Origin of the sequence: Streptomyces laurentii (assembly GCF_040635425.1) — a bacterium.
In the GTDB taxonomy this organism is placed as follows: Bacteria; Actinomycetota; Actinomycetes; order Streptomycetales; family Streptomycetaceae; genus Streptomyces; species Streptomyces laurentii.
Window position 1 is genome coordinate 17720 of the sequence record NZ_JBEYHT010000079.1, and the last position, 14424, is coordinate 32143.

Below are 14424 nucleotides of genomic sequence, written 5' to 3' on the forward strand. Positions count from 1 at the left end.
GACCGGTCCGCGCTCCCGGGGTCTGACCGTCCGCGGGGCGGGCGGGGGTTCCGTCGCTCATCGGTCGACGCCTCCCATCACGGGGTCGATGGAGGCGACGGCGACGATGACGTCGGCGACCTGGCCGCCCTCGCACATCGCCGCCATGGCCTGCAGGTTGGTGAAGGACGGGTCGCGGAAGTGGACCCGGAAGGGGCGCGTGCCGCCGTCGGACACGACGTGCACGCCGAGTTCGCCCTTGGGCGACTCGACCGCCGCGTACGCCTGCCCGGCCGGCACCCGGAAGCCCTCGGTGACCAGCTTGAAGTGGTGGATCAGGGCCTCCATGGAGGTGCCCATGATCTTCTTGATGTGGTCGAGGGAGTTGCCGAGGCCGTCGGGGCCGAGGGCGAGCTGCGCGGGCCAGGCGATCTTCTTGTCGCCGACCATGACCGGGCCGGGCTCCAGGCGGTCGAGGCACTGCTCGACGATCCGCAGCGACTGGCGCATCTCCTCCAGGCGGACGAGGAAACGGCCGTACGCGTCGCAGCTGTCGGCGGTCGGGACGTCGAACTCGTAGTTCTCGTAGCCGCAGTACGGGTCGGTCTTGCGCAGGTCGTGCGGGAGGCCCGCGGAGCGCAGGATCGGCCCGGTGGCGCCGAGCGCCATGCAGCCGGTGAGGTCGAGGTAGCCGACATCCTGCATGCGGGCCTTGAAGATGGGGTTGCCGGTGGCGAGCTTGTCGTACTCCGGCAGGTTCTTCTTCAGGGTCTTCACGCACTCGCGGACGGCGTCGACGGCGCCGGGCGGCAGGTCCTGGGCGAGGCCGCCGGGCCGGATGAACGCGTGGTTCATGCGCAGGCCGGTGATCAACTCGTACAGGTCCAGGATCAGCTCGCGGTCCCGGAAGCCGTAGATCATGATCGTGGTGGCGCCGAGCTCCATGCCGCCGGTGGCGATGCAGACCAGGTGCGAGGAGAGCCGGTTCAGCTCCATCAGCAGGACGCGGATGACGCTGGCGCGGTCCGGGACCTGGTCGGTGACGCCGAGCAGCTTCTCCACGCCGAGGCAGTACGCCGTCTCGTTGTAGAACGAGGTGAGGTAGTCCATCCGGGTGACGAAGGTGGTGCCCTGCGTCCAGGTCCGGTACTCGAGGTTCTTCTCGATGCCGGTGTGGAGGTAGCCGATGCCGCAGCGGGCCTCGGTGACGGTCTCGCCGTCGATCTCCAGAATGAGCCGCAGCACGCCGTGGGTGGACGGGTGCTGGGGACCCATGTTGACGACGATGCGCTCGTCGTCGGCCTTCGCGGCGGACTGGACGACCTCGTCCCAGTCGCCGCCGGTGACGGTGTAGACGGTGCCTTCGGTGGTGTCCCGGGCGCCGGCAGATGGGGTGTTCACGAGTACGACCTCCGCTGGTCCGGAGCCGGGATCTGGGCGCCCTTGTACTCGACGGCGATGCCGCCGAGCGGATAGTCCTTGCGCTGCGGGTGGCCCTGCCAGTCGTCCGGCATCATGATCCGGGTGAGGGCGGGGTGGCCGTCGAAGACGATGCCGAAGAAGTCGTACGTCTCGCGCTCGTGCCAGTCGTTGGTCGGATAGACCGGGACGATCGACGGGATGCGCGGGTCGGCGTCGGGCGCCGAGACCTCCAGGCGGAGCGTGCGGCCGTGGGTGAGCGAGCGCAGGTGGTAGACGGCGTGCAGCTCGCGGCCCTTGTCGCCCGGGTAGTGGACCCCGGAGACCCCCATGCACAGCTCGAAGCGCAGCGCCGGGTCGTCGCGCAGGGTGCGGGCGACCCGGACGAGGTGCTCGCGCTCGATGTGGAAGGTCAGCTCGCCCCGGTCGACGACCGTCTTGTCGATGGCGCTCGAAGGGACCAGCCCCTGCTCCTCCAGGGCGCCTTCCAGCTCGTCGGCGATCTCGTCGAAGGATCCGTATGCGCCTCCGCCGTGTGGGCCGCCGTACGGGCGGGTGGCCGCCCCCGGCAGACGCACCGGGCGGACGAGCCCGCCGTAACCCGAGGTGTCGCCGCCGTTGTTGGCGCCGAACATGCCGCGCTGGACGCGCACCTCCTCGCCATGGTCGCCGCGCTGGCCTGGCAGGTTCTGAGCGCTCAGCTCCTTCTCGGGATTGGGTGTCTCGTCGCTCACCGGAGCAGACCCTTCATCTCGATGGTCGGCAGCGCCTTGAGCGCCGCTTCCTCCGCCTCACGGGCCGCTTCCTGCGCGTTCACGCCGAGCTTGGAGGTCTGGATCTTCTGGTGGAGCTTGAGAATGGCGTCCATCAGCATTTCCGGGCGCGGCGGGCAGCCCGGCAGATAAATGTCGACCGGCACGACGTGGTCGACGCCCTGCACCACCGCGTAGTTGTTGAACATGCCGCCCGAGGACGCGCACACGCCCATGGAGATGACCCACTTGGGGTTCGGCATCTGGTCGTAGACCTGCCGCAGCACGGGCGCCATCTTCTGGCTGACCCGGCCGGCCACGATCATCAGATCCGCCTGCCGCGGCGAACCGCGGAAGACCTCCATGCCGAACCGGGCCAGGTCGTAACGGCCGGCGCCGGTCGTCATCATCTCGATGGCGCAGCACGCGAGGCCGAAGGTGGCGGGGAAGACGGAGGACTTCCGCACCCAGCCCGCGGCCTGTTCGACGGTGGTCAGCAGAAAACCGCTCGGCAGCTTCTCTTCGAGTCCCATGGGTGCTCCTCAGCCCCTCAGTCCCATTCCAGGCCGCCGCGCCGCCACACGTACGCGTAGGCGACGAAGACGGTGAGCACGAAGAGCAGCATCTCCACGAGCCCGAAAATCCCCAGGGCGTCGAAGGTGACGGCCCAGGGGTAGAGGAAGACGATCTCGATGTCGAAGACGATGAAGAGCATCGCCGTCAGGTAGTACTTGATCGGGAAGCGACCGCCTCCGGCCGGCGTAGGGGTGGGCTCGATGCCGCACTCGTACGCCTCAAGTTTTGCCCTGTTGTACCGCTTTGGCCCGATGAGCGTGGCCATGACCACGGAGAAGATCGCAAACCCCGCTCCCAGGGCACCGAGCACGAGGATGGGCGCGTACGCATTCACGCTCCTCGCTCCTTCCAGTCGTCCTTGACCGTTGGACCGCACTAGCAAGCCGGGGCGCGGAGCTTCGGGGAGCCTCGCGCGAAAGATCGCCACCATGTGAGGCAGTTCACAAGCCCGACGTCCGCGTATCTTAAGCCTGACCCTCTGTGATCTGCGACACGGGGTACGCCAACAGCTTTGTGATCTCCACCACCTGACGAACGATCATGAAGCCGGATGGACGGTGATCTTGTCGCGTGAAGCACGCAAGTGATCACCAGAGGTGACATCCGAGCCTGAAATCGCTGGTCGGAAGGGGTGTCGCTCTATCAAGAGGTGGTGCGTGCACGCAAATTCGCGACGAGACGCCTGCGGGTGATAAAGAACCGGCCATCGCCCGGTCGAGGGGCCGGACGGACCCAGGTGGACGCGAAGGTCCCTGTCGATCAAGACTGTGACCTGCGTCACGCGCGCGCGAGCGCGGAAAGAGCAGGGCTTGGCCATCGACGTGAAGAGATGGTAAGTGGCGGGCAATTCGGACGTTTCATCGAAAACGCGTGATCAAGAGCCCGCGAGGGGCTGACCGCTATGTCCGTTACGCCGTCAATAAGGGTCTGAGGGAAGCGGATTCGGCCACTCCGGCCACAACTGTGGCGCAGACCACGTTTCTTGAAGGGAACCCTGATGCCCTGATAGCGGTTGTTCCCATGTCCCACACCACCGCTCCCATACCCAGCCACCGGAAGCCCCGCCGCAGCGCCACGAAGCTCTCGCTGCGGGCCGGAGTCGCCGGTGGCGTGCTCAGCACCATCGCGGTGGCCGGCGCCGCCACCCCGGCGTCCGCCGAGTCGGTGACCGAGGCGACCCTGGAGATGCCCACCCTGGGCGCCCTGGACACCGACATCGCCAGTGCCGTCTCCGCCTCCGCCGAGGCGAACCAGCAGGAGGCCCTGGACCAGGACCTGGCGGCCCAGGAGGACGCGGCCCTCCAGAAGGCCGCCAAGGACGCCAAGAAGGCGAAGGCGGAGGCCGAGCGCAAGGCCCAGGCCGAGCGCGCCGAGAAGGCCCGCGCCGACGCGGAGGCCAAGGCCCGCGCGTCCCGTGACGCCCAGCGCGCCCAGCTCGCGCAGACGACCTCGTACTCCGCTTCGGGTTCGTCCTCTTCTTCCTCCACCGGCGCCTCCGCCTCCTCCTCCAGCAGCAGCTCGCAGGCCGCCACCGGCACCGCCGCCTCGATCGTGGCCTTCGCCCGCGCCCAGGTCGGCGACGCGTACGTCCCCGGCGGCACCGGCCCCAACTCCTGGGACTGCTCCGGCCTCGTCCAGGCCGCGTACCGCCAGGCCGGCATCGACCTGCCGCGCGTCTCCAGCGCCCAGTCCATGAAGGGCACCGCCGTCTCGCTGAGCAACCTCCAGCCGGGCGACATCCTTTACTGGGGCGGCCGCAGCAGCTCGTACCACGTCGCGATCTACGTCGGCGGCGGCAAGTTCGTCGGCGCCCAGAACTCCTCGACCGGCACCGTCGAGCGCTCCCTCGACTACGACCCGCCGTCGGGCGCCGTCCGGATCCTCTGATCCGGCGCCTCACGTCCGTACGGTGAAGGGCCGTCGCTCCTCGGGGGAGCGGCGGCCCTTCGCCGTACGCGCGCGTGGAGGAGCCGCCGTGTCGACGAGCCTTCCTACCGCCGGTGGTACGTTTCAGGTATGAGCAGTCACGTGGCACCCCAGGCCGTCGAGCGGGCCGGCAAGAGATCCGTGTCGCTCGCCCAGTCATTGATCAAGGAAGTCGAGGAACGTGCCGGCAAGAGCGGGTTCTCCTCCGTTGTGGCCGAAGCCCTGGAGGAATGGCTCGCCGCGCAGAAGCTTCGCGAGGTCGTGACCGCCGACCGCAAGGCGTTCGGCCCCGTCTCCACCGAAGCACGGCGGCAGGCGGAACAGGAGTGGTAAGCAAGCGCCTCAAGATCAAGGCAAAGAGCGAGGGCACGCTCGTCCTGGACGCCCAGGGGCTTTCACCGCACGTCGACGGTGACGAGGGGATGCGCGCGCGCATCGAGGTCGCTCAGCAGAGCGGCCGGCGCGTGGCGCTGTCCGCACTGACGCCCTTGGAGGTGCGTCGGACAGGGGAAGCCGCCAAGCGACTCCGGTTCCTGCTGTCCCGGTTCGACGTGAAACCGGTCAACGACGCGGTGACGGACGCCGCGGCGAAGCTGCTGGACGTCTCGGGTCTTGACGGGCACGAGTGCCTCGTGGACGCACTCGTGGTGGCCACGGCCGCGCTCTGCCCACCCCCGGTGCTGCTCGTCACGTCCGACAAGTCACACATTCCGGCCCTGTGCAAGGCCGCCGAGGAGCTTCCCGGTTCACCGAAGGTGAAGATCGTCAACGTCTGAAGGCCGAACCGCCGCGGTCCTGGCCGCTCGGCACCTCACCGAGCGGCCAGGACTTGAGTGATCAGGCTTTTGGAGCGACCTTCGACAGGCCGTTGATGATGCGGTCCATCGCGTCGCCGCCCGTCGGGTCGGTCAGGTTGGCCAGCATCTTCAGCGTGAACTTCATCAGCAGCGGGTGCGTCAGGCCGCGCTGGGTCGCGATCTTCATGACCTTCGGGTTGCCGATGAGCTTCACGAAGGCGCGGCCCAGCGTGTAGTAGCCGCCGTAGGTGTCCTTGAGGATCTGCGGGTAGTTCCGCAGGGCCAGCTCGCGCTGCGCCGGAGTGGACCGGGCGTGCGCCTGCACGATGACGTCGGCCGCGATCTGGCCGGACTCCATGGCGTACGCGATGCCCTCGCCGTTGAACGGGTTGACCAGGCCGCCCGCGTCGCCGACGAGCAGCAGCCCGCGGGTGTAGTGCGGCTGCCGGTTGAAGGCCATCGGCAGCGCCGCGCCGCGGATCGGGGTGGTCATGTTGTCCGGCGTGAAGCCCCAGTCCTCCGGCATCGACGCGCACCACGCCTTCAGCACCTCGCGCCAGTCCAGCTCGCGGAAGGCGGAGGAGGAGTCGAGGATGCCGAGACCGACGTTGGAGGTGCCGTCGCCCATGCCGAAGATCCAGCCGTAGCCGGGCAGCAGACGGTCCTGCGGGCCGCGCCGGTCCCACAGCTCCAGCCAGGACTCCAGGTAGTCGTCCTGGTGGCGCGGGGTGGTGAAGTACGTCCGGACGGCGACGCCCATCGGCCGGTCCTCGCGCCGGTGCAGGCCCATCGCGAGCGACAGCCGGGTCGAGTTGCCGTCGGCGGCGACGACGAGCGGCGCGCTGAAGGTGACCTGGCGCTTTTCCTCGCCGAGCTTCGCGGTGACGCCGGTGATCCGGCCCGTACGGTCGTCGATGACCGGACCGCTGACGTTGCAGCGCTCGTACAGCCGCGCGCCGGCCTTCTGCGCCTGCCGGGCGAGCATCTCGTCGAAGTCGTCGCGCTTGCGGACGAGTCCGTAGTCCGGGTACGAGGCGAGGTCCGGCCAGTCCAGTTCGAGCCGGACGCCGCCGCCGATGATCCGCAGGCCCTTGTTGCGCAGCCAGCCGGCCTCTTCGGAGATGTCGATGCCCATCGACACGAGCTGCTTGGTGGCGCGCGGGGTGAGACCGTCGCCGCAGACCTTCTCGCGCGGGAACGCGGTCTTCTCCAGGAGCAGGACGTCGAGTCCGGCCTTGGCCAGGTAGTACGCGGTGGTGGAGCCCGCCGGGCCGGCCCCGACGACGATCACGTCTGCGCTGTGCTCGGACAGGGGCTGCTCGGTCACGGCGGAGTCTCCCGGGGAGGTCGAGGAAAGGAAGGGCGGCCGCGGAATCGCGGCGATTGCAGTCTATTGCGGCGGGTTACGCCTTGAAGCCCCGGTGCAGGGCCACGATCCCGCCCGTCAGGTCGCGCCAGGCGACCTTCGACCAGCCGGCCTTCGTCAGCTTGCCCGCGAGGGTCGGCTGGTCGGGCCAGGCCTGGATGGACTCGGCGAGGTAGACGTACGCGTCGGGGTTGGACGACACGGCGCGCGCGACCGGCGGCAGGGCGCGCATCAGGTACTCCTCGTACACCGTGCGGAACGGCTTCCACGTCGCGTGCGAGAACTCGCAGATCACGACCCGGCCGCCGGGCTTCGTCACCCGGTACAGCTCGCGCAGCGCGGCGTCCGTGTCCTGGATGTTGCGCAGGCCGAAGGAGATCGTGACCGCGTCGAAGACGTCGTCCTTGAACGGCAGCCGCATGCCGTCACCGGCGGTGAACGGCATCCAGGGGTGGCGCTGCTTGCCCACCTGGAGCATGCCGAGCGAGAAGTCGCAGGGCACGACGTACGCGCCGGCGCGGACGAACGGCTGCGAGGAGGTCGCCGTCCCGGCCGCCAGGTCGAGGATCTTCTGCGCGGGCCGCGCGTCGACCGCCTTCGCGACCTCCTTGCGCCAGCGCCGGTCCTGCCCGAGGGAGAGCACGTCGTTGGTGAGGTCGTAGTTCGCCGCCACGGCGTCGAACATCGAGGCGACTTCGTGCGGCTGCTTGTCCAGGGATGCTCGGCTCACCGCCCCATTGTGGCAGCCGCCCCCCGGACGGCCGGGGACGGGCCCCGCGCCCGGCCCGTCCGCCTCACCCACCTGCCGGCCGGCGGAGGGCGAGCGGCTCCAGGAGTGCCGGAACCCCCCGGCGAAGGAGACCACCTGCGAGACCGCCGGCCTGGGCGGGGGCCGGTCACACCGCGGCAACTGCTCGCGGTGGTGCGCGACCCGCGCTTCACCGAGCCGCTGCGGTACGCGGACGAGTACCCGGTGCGGAAGAAGGACACCCCGGTCCGGGGCGGGTGAGCGGAAGCGCCTCCGCCGGCCGCCGACCACCGGCCGCCGAGGCGGCTACCGGCGGCTACCGGCGGCTACCGGCGGCTACCGGCGGCGGAAGACCAGTCGCCCGTCGAGGACGGTGGCCACACACGTCCCCGCGCCGCGCGCCGCGAGTTCCGCCTCGTCGCGTACGTCGAACACGGCGAAGCGGGCGTGGTTGCGCGGCACCAGGTGGTGGAGGTGGGTCACCGGAGCACCCGAGGCGTACGGGTCGAGTGCGGGCACCCCGGGCGGGACGGCGGCGCGCGTACCCGTCACCAGGCCGGAGCGCCGTAGCGCCTCACGGACGGAGGGACGCACCGGCCCCTCCGGCGGGAAGCCGACCGCGACCGTGCCGTGGGCGAGCATCCGCTGAAGACCGCGCCGCGCGCCGGCACCCCAGCGGGTGTCGTCCAGGGCGAGGCGCTCCAGGTCCGGCCCGGTCACCGGATCGGTGCCGTGCGCGAAGTCGTCGGCCTCACGCGGGTCCGGGTGGTAGGCCTGTTCCAGCAGCTCGGGGCCGTACGGGTTGAGCAGCGCCCGGGTCAGCAGGCCCGGCCAGCGGCGCGTCCGCGCCGTCGGATGGGCGGCGGCCAGTTCGTCGTACGGGCCGACGGCGCCGATCACCGCCCCGTCGACCAGCACCGCCCCGGCGGGAACGGGCGCCCCGTCCCCGCCGGGCAGCAGCAGATCCGCCGTGTGCAGCGTCAGCATCGACAGCTCCTCGGTCCGCGTCGGTCCGCGTCGGTCCGCGTCAGTTCGCGTCAGTTCGCGTCAGTTCGCGTCGAGCAGCTTCAGCTCGGGGTGGGCGGTGCCGCCCTCGATCGCGATGGACGAGATGTGCGAGACGACGCGCTCGTCGACCGGGTCGTTCGCCGGGTCGTCGTGCACGACGAGGTGCTCGTACGTGGTGGAGCGCTGGGCCGGCACGCGCCCGGCCTTGCGGATGAGGTCGATGATCTCCAGGCGGTTCGAGCGGTGCTTGGCGCCCGCCGAGGAGACCACGTTCTCCTCCAGCATGATCGAGCCGAGGTCGTCCGCGCCGTAGTGCAGGGACAGCTGGCCGACCTCCTTGCCGGTGGTGAGCCAGGAGCCCTGGATGTGGGCCACGTTGTCGAGGAAGATCCGCGCGATGGCGATCATGCGCAGGTACTCGAACAGGGTCGCCTGGGTGCGGCCCTTCAGGTGGTTGTTCTCCGGCTGGTACGTGTAGGGGATGAAGGCCCGGAAGCCGCCCGTCCGGTCCTGCGTGTCGCGGATCATCCGCAGGTGCTCGATCCGCTCGGCGTTGGTCTCGCCGGTGCCCATGAGCATGGTGGAGGTGGACTCGACACCCAGCTTGTGGGCGATCTCCATGATCTCCAGCCAGCGCTCGCCGCTCTCCTTCAGCGGGGCGATCGCCTTGCGCGGCCGCGCGGGCAGCAGCTCGGCGCCGGCACCGGCGAAGGAGTCGAGACCGGCCGCGTGGATGCGGGTGATGGCCTCGTCGACGGAGACACCGGAGATGCGGGCCATGTGCTCGACCTCGGACGCGCCGAGGGAGTGGATGACCAGCTGCGGGAACTCCTTCTTGATGGCCGAGAAGTGCTGCTCGTAGTACTCGACCCCGTAGTCCGGGTGGTGGCCGCCCTGGAACATGATCTGGGTGCCGCCCAGCTCCACGGTCTCCGCGCAGCGGCGCAGGATGTCGTCGAGGTCGCGGGTCCAGCCCTTCTTGGTGTCCTTCGGCGCGGCGTAGAAGGCGCAGAACTTGCACGCCGTCACACAGACGTTCGTGTAGTTGATGTTGCGCTCGATGATGTACGTCGCGATGTGCTCGGTGCCCGCGTAGCGACGGCGGCGCACGGCGTCGGCGGCGGCGCCGAGCGCGTGCAGCGGCGCCGAACGGTACAGGTCGAGCGCCTCCTCGGGAGTGATCCGGCCACCCGCGGCGGCGCGGTCGAGAACGGACTGGAGTTCGGCCTTCTCGGTCACCGGGCTGTCCCTTTCAAAGGAGTGCGGACGCGTGCCGGGAAGGTGCGGAGGCGGTACGGACGCGTACGGAATGGACCGAGCCAGCCTACGCCAGCGTCCCCGTACGGATTCGGCCCGGTCCCGAGCCAACCGATCCGGCGCCGGGCCCCTCTCCTAGAGCGGAATCCTCCGTATGCCCCGAAACCTCCGCCCCTGGCGGCGGTCCGCCTCCGGAGACACGGAGGTCCGCCCGCTCTCCACCGGCCCCGCCCCCTCGTACCTTCCGCACCCCCACACGCACCGCTCGACGCACCGGAGCAGCCATGACACGTCATCTCTCCCGGAGTCCCTTCTCCCGCCTCCCCCGCGCGGTCGCCGCCGGCACGGCGCTGACGACCCTGACGGCACTGGCCCTGCTGACCGGCTGCTCGTCGTCGGACGACGGCGACGCGGTCTCCTTCGACACGCCGCGCCACTCTCCGGCCGGCCGCCAGCAGGCGGCGGCCGCCACCCGTCCGGGGAATTCGGAGGCGAAGACTCCGGTGCCCCGGACGGTCTTCCCGACCGGCCCCGAGGCGAGCTTCACGACCGCCGCCACCCTGGACGACGGCACGAAGATCGGCGTCACGGAACTCCACGGCGCGAAGTCCGGATTCACGGGAAAGGTGTGGGTCTGGGCGCCGAAGCAGTATTTCGATCCGAAGTACGCGGACAGCGGCTTCCCGGTACTCATCTCGCTGCCCGGCAGCTACGGCTATCCGGTGAATTACTGGATGGGCAAGGACCTCGGACTGCAATCGAACATCAGCCGGTGGTCGGAGGAGGGGAAAGGCCTTCCGTTCATCGTCGTGATGCCTGTTCTCAACCCCGACAACAAGCATTATTACGATGGGAGTGATATTCCGGGACAGCCGAGAATGGGCACCTGGCTGAGCGAGGACGTGCCGGATTTCGTACAGGCGAATTTCCGTACGTTCGCGTCCCGCGACGGCTGGGCCTTCATGGGCTCGTCCTCGGGCGGGTTCGCCGGGCTCAAGGCCGTCCTGCAGAGACCGGACCGCTTCAAGGCGGTCATCGCCTCCGGTCCAGACACCGTCCCGGACTCGCCGCTGTGGCGGGGGTACGAGGCACAGAAGCAGGCCAACAACCCGGAGCGGCTGGCCACGGCCTTGGCGCAGAAGCCCGACACGCCCGGGAACCGGGTCTATCTGGCGTTCCAGATCGGCACCAAGGAGACCAGCATCAAGATGCTGAAGCACTTCATCCAGGCCTATACGAACAAGGGTCCGGTGAAATCCCACCTCCAGGTGATCCAGAACGGCGGGCACAACGCCCGGACCTACATCAAGGGCATGGACGAGGGCTCGATCGCCTGGATCAGCCAGTACCTCCAGGGCCCGGTCGCCTCGTCGTCCTGACCCGTGGCCGGCCGGTGGGCCGGCCCGCCCGTGTACCCGGGTCCGGGCCCGGGTACACGGGCGGGCGGGGCCACCCGGCCCCGCCCGTACCTGCCGCTTCGTACTGCTTCGTACTGCTTCGTACCCGCGTGCGCTCCTGCTCGCGCGCGTGGACTACTGCTCGCCGAGCAGTTCCACCCGTACGTCCGCGGGGAAGCCGGTCGTCGGACCGACCCGGCGCGCGAACTCGCGCACACCGACCAGCTGATCCGGCCCGAAGCGGAAGTCGAGCGTCCGGAAGTACCGCTCCAGCAGCTCGGCGTCGAAGGCCTCCCAGCGCGCCGCCTGCTCGGCCACCTTGGCGACCTCCTCCAGGGACAGGTCCCGGGAGGCCAGGAAGGCCCGGTGCACGTCGCGGACGGTCTCCGGCTCGCGCGCCAGGAAGTCCTTGCGGACCGCCCAGACGGCGAAGACGAACGGCAGTCCCGTCCACTCCTTCCACATCAGCCCGAGGTCGTGCACCTCCAGGCCGAGCCGCGGCGCGTCGTGCAGCGAGGCGCGCAGCGCCGCGTCGCCGATCAGCACCGCCGCGTCGGCCTCCTGCATCATGAGGCCGAGGTCGGGCGGGCAGGTGAAGTAGTCCGGCTTCACCCCGTGCCGCTCGGCGAGCAGGAGCTGCGCGAGCCGTACGGACGTACGCGAGGTCGAGCCGAGCGCGACCCGCGCGCCGTCCAGCTGGTCCAGCGGCCGCTGGGAGACGATCACGCAGGACATCACGGGCCCGTCGCAGCCGACGGCGATGTCCGGCAGCGCGACCAGCTCGTCGGCGTGCTTGAGGTATTCGACGACGGTGACGGGAGCGATATCGAGGTCGCCGCGCACCAGCCGCTCGCTGAGCTTCTCCGGGGTGTCCTTCGTCAGCTCCAGATCGAGGAGCGTCCCGGTGCGGGCCAGGCCCCAATAGAGGGGCAGACAGTTCAGGAACTGGATGTGTCCGACTCGTGGCCGGCTGCTCTGGTGGTCATCGGTTGCATTGTCCACAACGCGAGGCTAGACCCGTCCCGTGGCCTGGACAGCGCCGGGTCGTACGTCAGGGGTTGGGGAGCCCGTCAAACATGCGAGTGGCGTGATCTTTCCCTCTACCCCTTCGCGGACGCTGCGTGCTACGCTCGGCGCAAGTTGCAGTTTGGTTTCCCTTGCAGTACAGAGCCTGCGGAGCATGTAACCCGCAGGCTTTTGTAGTTTTCAGACTTGTTTGCAGGTTCTGGAGCAGGGCGACCCTTTGGCCCATAGGAGGGCTCATGGCTACCGGAACCGTGAAGTGGTTCAACGCTGAAAAGGGCTTCGGCTTCATTGCCCAGGAAGGCGGCGGCCCGGATGTCTTCGTCCACTACTCCGCGATCAACGCGAACGGCTTCCGTTCCCTCGAGGAGAACCAGGCAGTGAGCTTCGACGTCACGCAGGGCCCGAAGGGTCCGCAGGCGGAGAACGTCACCGCCATCTGAGTCGCTGGACGACGCAGACTTTCTAGAGCAGTACCCAAGGAGCCCCACTCCGCTGCGCGCGACGCGCACGAGTGGGGCTCCTGCCCTTTCGGGCCTGATCCCGAGCTGCCATCGGCGGCTCGGGATCAGCGGTTCGGGATCAGCGGTTCGGGATCAGCAGTCCCGGATGACCGCTCCACTGTTGTCCCGGGCCTCGTCGTTGCCCCAGCGGGACAGGTAGTACGCGGAGACGTACGCGCCGCGCCCGTTCTTGCCCGCGTAGACGGTGTCCAGGTCGGTCTTGAGCCACCAGTGGTTGAAGCTCGTGCCGACGCGGACCTCCTCGCCCCAGACCTTGCAGTAGACGTAGTTCGTGCCGGCGTTCAGCACGCCCTGGGCGTCGTTGGTGTTGGCCTGGGCGTAGCCCGTGGCATTGGCGAAGGTGTCCGCCCAGTATGTGCCGCCACCCCCGCCCGAGCAGCCGTTGTCGCTGGTCAGCGACTTCGAACCGTACGAGCCGGGGTACGGGGCGAGCGAGGCGCCGTTGATCACGATGTTCTGGCCGGCACCGTTGTAGAGCTGCTCGTAGTGGATGTGGGCCCCGGAGCTGTTGCCGGTCGAACCGGTGACGCCGATCTGCTGGCCCTGGCTCACGGCGGCGCCGTTGGCGACGGAGTACGCGCTGAGGTGGAAGTAGTACGTCTGCCAGCCGCCACCGTGGTCGACGACGATGTAGTTCCCGGCCCCGCTGGGCTGCGAGTAGCGGTACGCGGTTCCGGAGGCGGAGGCCAGCACCGGGGTGCCGGCGGTGCTCCCGCCGTCCGTCCGGATGAAGTCGAGCGCCAGCCGGACCTCGGCCGAGTGGTGGCTGTACGTCCAGGTCTGGCCGCACGGGAAGGGCGCCTTGAACAGCGGCGCGGCCTGCGCGGGGGTGGCGGCGAGGACGGTGAGCAGCCCGGCGATCAGGGCGAGCAGACCACCGAGGGCGGTGGTGCGGGTGGGACGGGTGGTACGCGCGGTACGCGTGGCGGTGCGAGTGGATCTGGAACGCATGCGTGGCTCCCGTAGAGGTTGAGAAGGTCGACGCGCGTTGAACAGAGGCCAGGACAGGGTGCCGGAAGATCGTGCGCCGCGACAGACCCTGGAACGGATCGCGGCGGTTCCCTAGGGTGGAGCCATGACCGATCGCAAACCGCCGGGAGTCAACTTCGAGTCGTTCGTGGACAAGCAGATCCGCGAGGCGGAGGAACGGGGGGAGTTCGCGGGCCTGTCCGGCTTCGGCAAGCCACTCGCCGACGACAACGCGCCCTACGACGAACTCTGGTGGGTCAAGCAGAAGATGCACCGCGAGGGCTTCGCGGCGCTCCCTCCGGCCCTGGCCCTGCGCAAGGCGGCCGAGGACGCGGCGGAGGCCGCCCGTACGGCCGCGTCCGAGGCACAACTGCGGCGCGTTCTCGGGGAGATCAACACACAGATCGCGGAGGCCCTGGCCCGGCCCCCGGCCGGCCCGCCGCTGAACCTGAAGCCCTTCGACGTCGAGGCGGCGGCCGCCGAATGGCGCCGGAACCATCCGGGACGCCGCTGACCCCCTGGCCCCCTGCCCCAGTCGGTACGGCGCGGACGCTCCGTACGCCCGTACGCCCGTACGCCCGTACGCCCGTACGCCCTGAGTGGTTCCGTGCGCTTCCGTGCTGAGCGGGTCAACGACGCGAAAAGGCGAAGGGAAACCCGCGATGGCCGACACGGTGCTGTAC

At 69.4% G+C, this 14424-nt stretch carries 16 protein-coding genes; 6 read left to right on the forward strand and 10 right to left on the reverse strand.

Translation table 11 applies throughout. The annotated features are described in order from the left end of the window. Window positions 1-57 precede the first annotated feature (57 nt). Genes ABZ693_RS32295 through ABZ693_RS32310 form a run of 4 tightly spaced genes read right to left on the reverse strand, consistent with a single transcriptional unit; the run spans window position 58 to window position 3060 of the window. Window positions 58-1380, reverse strand: a complete 1323-nt coding sequence (locus tag ABZ693_RS32295) for an NADH-quinone oxidoreductase subunit D (protein ID WP_359884783.1) — start codon at window positions 1378-1380, stop codon at window positions 58-60. Then, window positions 1377-2132, reverse strand: coding sequence for an NADH-quinone oxidoreductase subunit C (locus ABZ693_RS32300; RefSeq protein ID WP_359884784.1), 756 nt, complete (start codon window positions 2130-2132; stop codon window positions 1377-1379). Before ABZ693_RS32300 ends, ABZ693_RS32295 begins: the two co-directional genes overlap by 4 nt. Next, window positions 2129-2683, reverse strand: a complete 555-nt coding sequence (locus ABZ693_RS32305) for a NuoB/complex I 20 kDa subunit family protein (protein ID WP_359884786.1) — start codon at window positions 2681-2683, stop codon at window positions 2129-2131. Before ABZ693_RS32305 ends, ABZ693_RS32300 begins: the two co-directional genes overlap by 4 nt. A gap of 17 nt (window positions 2684-2700) precedes the next feature. Continuing rightward, the gene (locus tag ABZ693_RS32310; protein WP_003992243.1) at window positions 2701-3060 is read right to left on the reverse strand and encodes an NADH-quinone oxidoreductase subunit A; all 360 of its coding nucleotides are present in this window, start codon (window positions 3058-3060) and stop codon (window positions 2701-2703) included. A gap of 686 nt (window positions 3061-3746) precedes the next feature. Between ABZ693_RS32310 and ABZ693_RS32315 the strand changes: the two genes are divergently transcribed. From ABZ693_RS32315 to ABZ693_RS32325, 3 genes are all read left to right on the forward strand, one after another. Beyond that, window positions 3747-4613: a C40 family peptidase gene (locus ABZ693_RS32315; protein ID WP_359884788.1), complete on the forward strand. Its 867-nt coding sequence runs from the start codon at window positions 3747-3749 to the stop codon at window positions 4611-4613. A gap of 129 nt (window positions 4614-4742) precedes the next feature. Then, the gene (locus ABZ693_RS32320) at window positions 4743-4985 is read left to right on the forward strand and encodes a hypothetical protein (protein ID WP_359884789.1); all 243 of its coding nucleotides are present in this window, start codon (window positions 4743-4745) and stop codon (window positions 4983-4985) included. Then, window positions 4979-5428: a PIN domain-containing protein gene (locus ABZ693_RS32325; protein WP_359884791.1), complete on the forward strand. Its 450-nt coding sequence runs from the start codon at window positions 4979-4981 to the stop codon at window positions 5426-5428. The genes ABZ693_RS32320 and ABZ693_RS32325 overlap by 7 nt, the downstream gene beginning before the upstream one ends. 61 nt (window positions 5429-5489) lie before the next feature. On the opposite strand, the gene ABZ693_RS32330 is transcribed toward ABZ693_RS32325, so the two are convergent. The 4 genes from ABZ693_RS32330 to mqnC all read right to left on the reverse strand — a co-directional run bounded on the left by ABZ693_RS32330 (window position 5490) and on the right by mqnC (window position 9810). Then, on the reverse strand, window positions 5490-6776 hold the full coding sequence (locus tag ABZ693_RS32330; RefSeq protein ID WP_359884793.1) for a geranylgeranyl reductase family protein: 1287 nt from the start codon (window positions 6774-6776) through the stop codon (window positions 5490-5492). Window positions 6777-6852: 76 nt separating this feature from the next. Beyond that, on the reverse strand, window positions 6853-7545 hold the full coding sequence (locus tag ABZ693_RS32335) for a demethylmenaquinone methyltransferase (protein ID WP_359884795.1): 693 nt from the start codon (window positions 7543-7545) through the stop codon (window positions 6853-6855). 354 nt (window positions 7546-7899) lie between these two features. Next, the gene (locus ABZ693_RS32340) at window positions 7900-8550 is read right to left on the reverse strand and encodes an imidazolonepropionase-like domain-containing protein (RefSeq protein WP_359884797.1); all 651 of its coding nucleotides are present in this window, start codon (window positions 8548-8550) and stop codon (window positions 7900-7902) included. Between the two features lie 60 nt (window positions 8551-8610). Next, window positions 8611-9810: a cyclic dehypoxanthinyl futalosine synthase gene (gene mqnC, locus ABZ693_RS32345; protein WP_359884799.1), complete on the reverse strand. Its 1200-nt coding sequence runs from the start codon at window positions 9808-9810 to the stop codon at window positions 8611-8613. A gap of 302 nt (window positions 9811-10112) precedes the next feature. Between mqnC and ABZ693_RS32350 the strand changes: the two genes are divergently transcribed. After that, window positions 10113-11207 carry an alpha/beta hydrolase gene (locus ABZ693_RS32350; protein WP_359884801.1) on the forward strand — a complete coding sequence of 365 codons (1095 nt, stop codon included), beginning with the start codon at window positions 10113-10115 and terminating at the stop codon, window positions 11205-11207. Between the two features lie 153 nt (window positions 11208-11360). Here the strand turns inward: ABZ693_RS32350 and ABZ693_RS32355 are convergent, their stop codons facing one another. After that, the gene (locus ABZ693_RS32355; RefSeq protein WP_359884803.1) at window positions 11361-12227 is read right to left on the reverse strand and encodes a menaquinone biosynthetic enzyme MqnA/MqnD family protein; all 867 of its coding nucleotides are present in this window, start codon (window positions 12225-12227) and stop codon (window positions 11361-11363) included. Between the two features lie 260 nt (window positions 12228-12487). Between ABZ693_RS32355 and ABZ693_RS32360 the strand changes: the two genes are divergently transcribed. Continuing rightward, on the forward strand, window positions 12488-12691 hold the full coding sequence (locus tag ABZ693_RS32360; protein WP_030235313.1) for a cold-shock protein: 204 nt from the start codon (window positions 12488-12490) through the stop codon (window positions 12689-12691). Between the two features lie 153 nt (window positions 12692-12844). On the opposite strand, the gene ABZ693_RS32365 is transcribed toward ABZ693_RS32360, so the two are convergent. Further along, window positions 12845-13723, reverse strand: coding sequence for a M23 family metallopeptidase (locus ABZ693_RS32365; RefSeq protein WP_359884805.1), 879 nt, complete (start codon window positions 13721-13723; stop codon window positions 12845-12847). Window positions 13724-13847: 124 nt separating this feature from the next. Between ABZ693_RS32365 and ABZ693_RS32370 the strand changes: the two genes are divergently transcribed. Next, window positions 13848-14255 carry a DnaJ family domain-containing protein gene (locus tag ABZ693_RS32370; protein WP_359884807.1) on the forward strand — a complete coding sequence of 136 codons (408 nt, stop codon included), beginning with the start codon at window positions 13848-13850 and terminating at the stop codon, window positions 14253-14255. The last annotated feature ends 169 nt before the right edge of the window (window positions 14256-14424 follow it).

Bases quoted from the DNA above. Each gene is read 5' to 3' on its own strand.
- ABZ693_RS32305 (WP_359884786.1), bottom strand. From the start codon at position 2,683: ATGGGACTCGAAGAGAAGCTGCCGAGCGGTTTTCTGCTGACCACCGTC.
- ABZ693_RS32315 (WP_359884788.1), top strand. From the start codon at position 3,747: ATGTCCCACACCACCGCTCCCATACCCAGCCACCGGAAGCCCCGCCGC.
- ABZ693_RS32320 (WP_359884789.1), top strand. From the start codon at position 4,743: ATGAGCAGTCACGTGGCACCCCAGGCCGTCGAGCGGGCCGGCAAGAGA.
- ABZ693_RS32340 (WP_359884797.1), bottom strand. From the start codon at position 8,550: ATGCTGACGCTGCACACGGCGGATCTGCTGCTGCCCGGCGGGGACGGG.
- ABZ693_RS32350 (WP_359884801.1), top strand. From the start codon at position 10,113: ATGACACGTCATCTCTCCCGGAGTCCCTTCTCCCGCCTCCCCCGCGCG.
- ABZ693_RS32360 (WP_030235313.1), top strand. From the start codon at position 12,488: ATGGCTACCGGAACCGTGAAGTGGTTCAACGCTGAAAAGGGCTTCGGC.
- ABZ693_RS32365 (WP_359884805.1), bottom strand. From the start codon at position 13,723: ATGCGTTCCAGATCCACTCGCACCGCCACGCGTACCGCGCGTACCACC.
- ABZ693_RS32370 (WP_359884807.1), top strand. From the start codon at position 13,848: ATGACCGATCGCAAACCGCCGGGAGTCAACTTCGAGTCGTTCGTGGAC.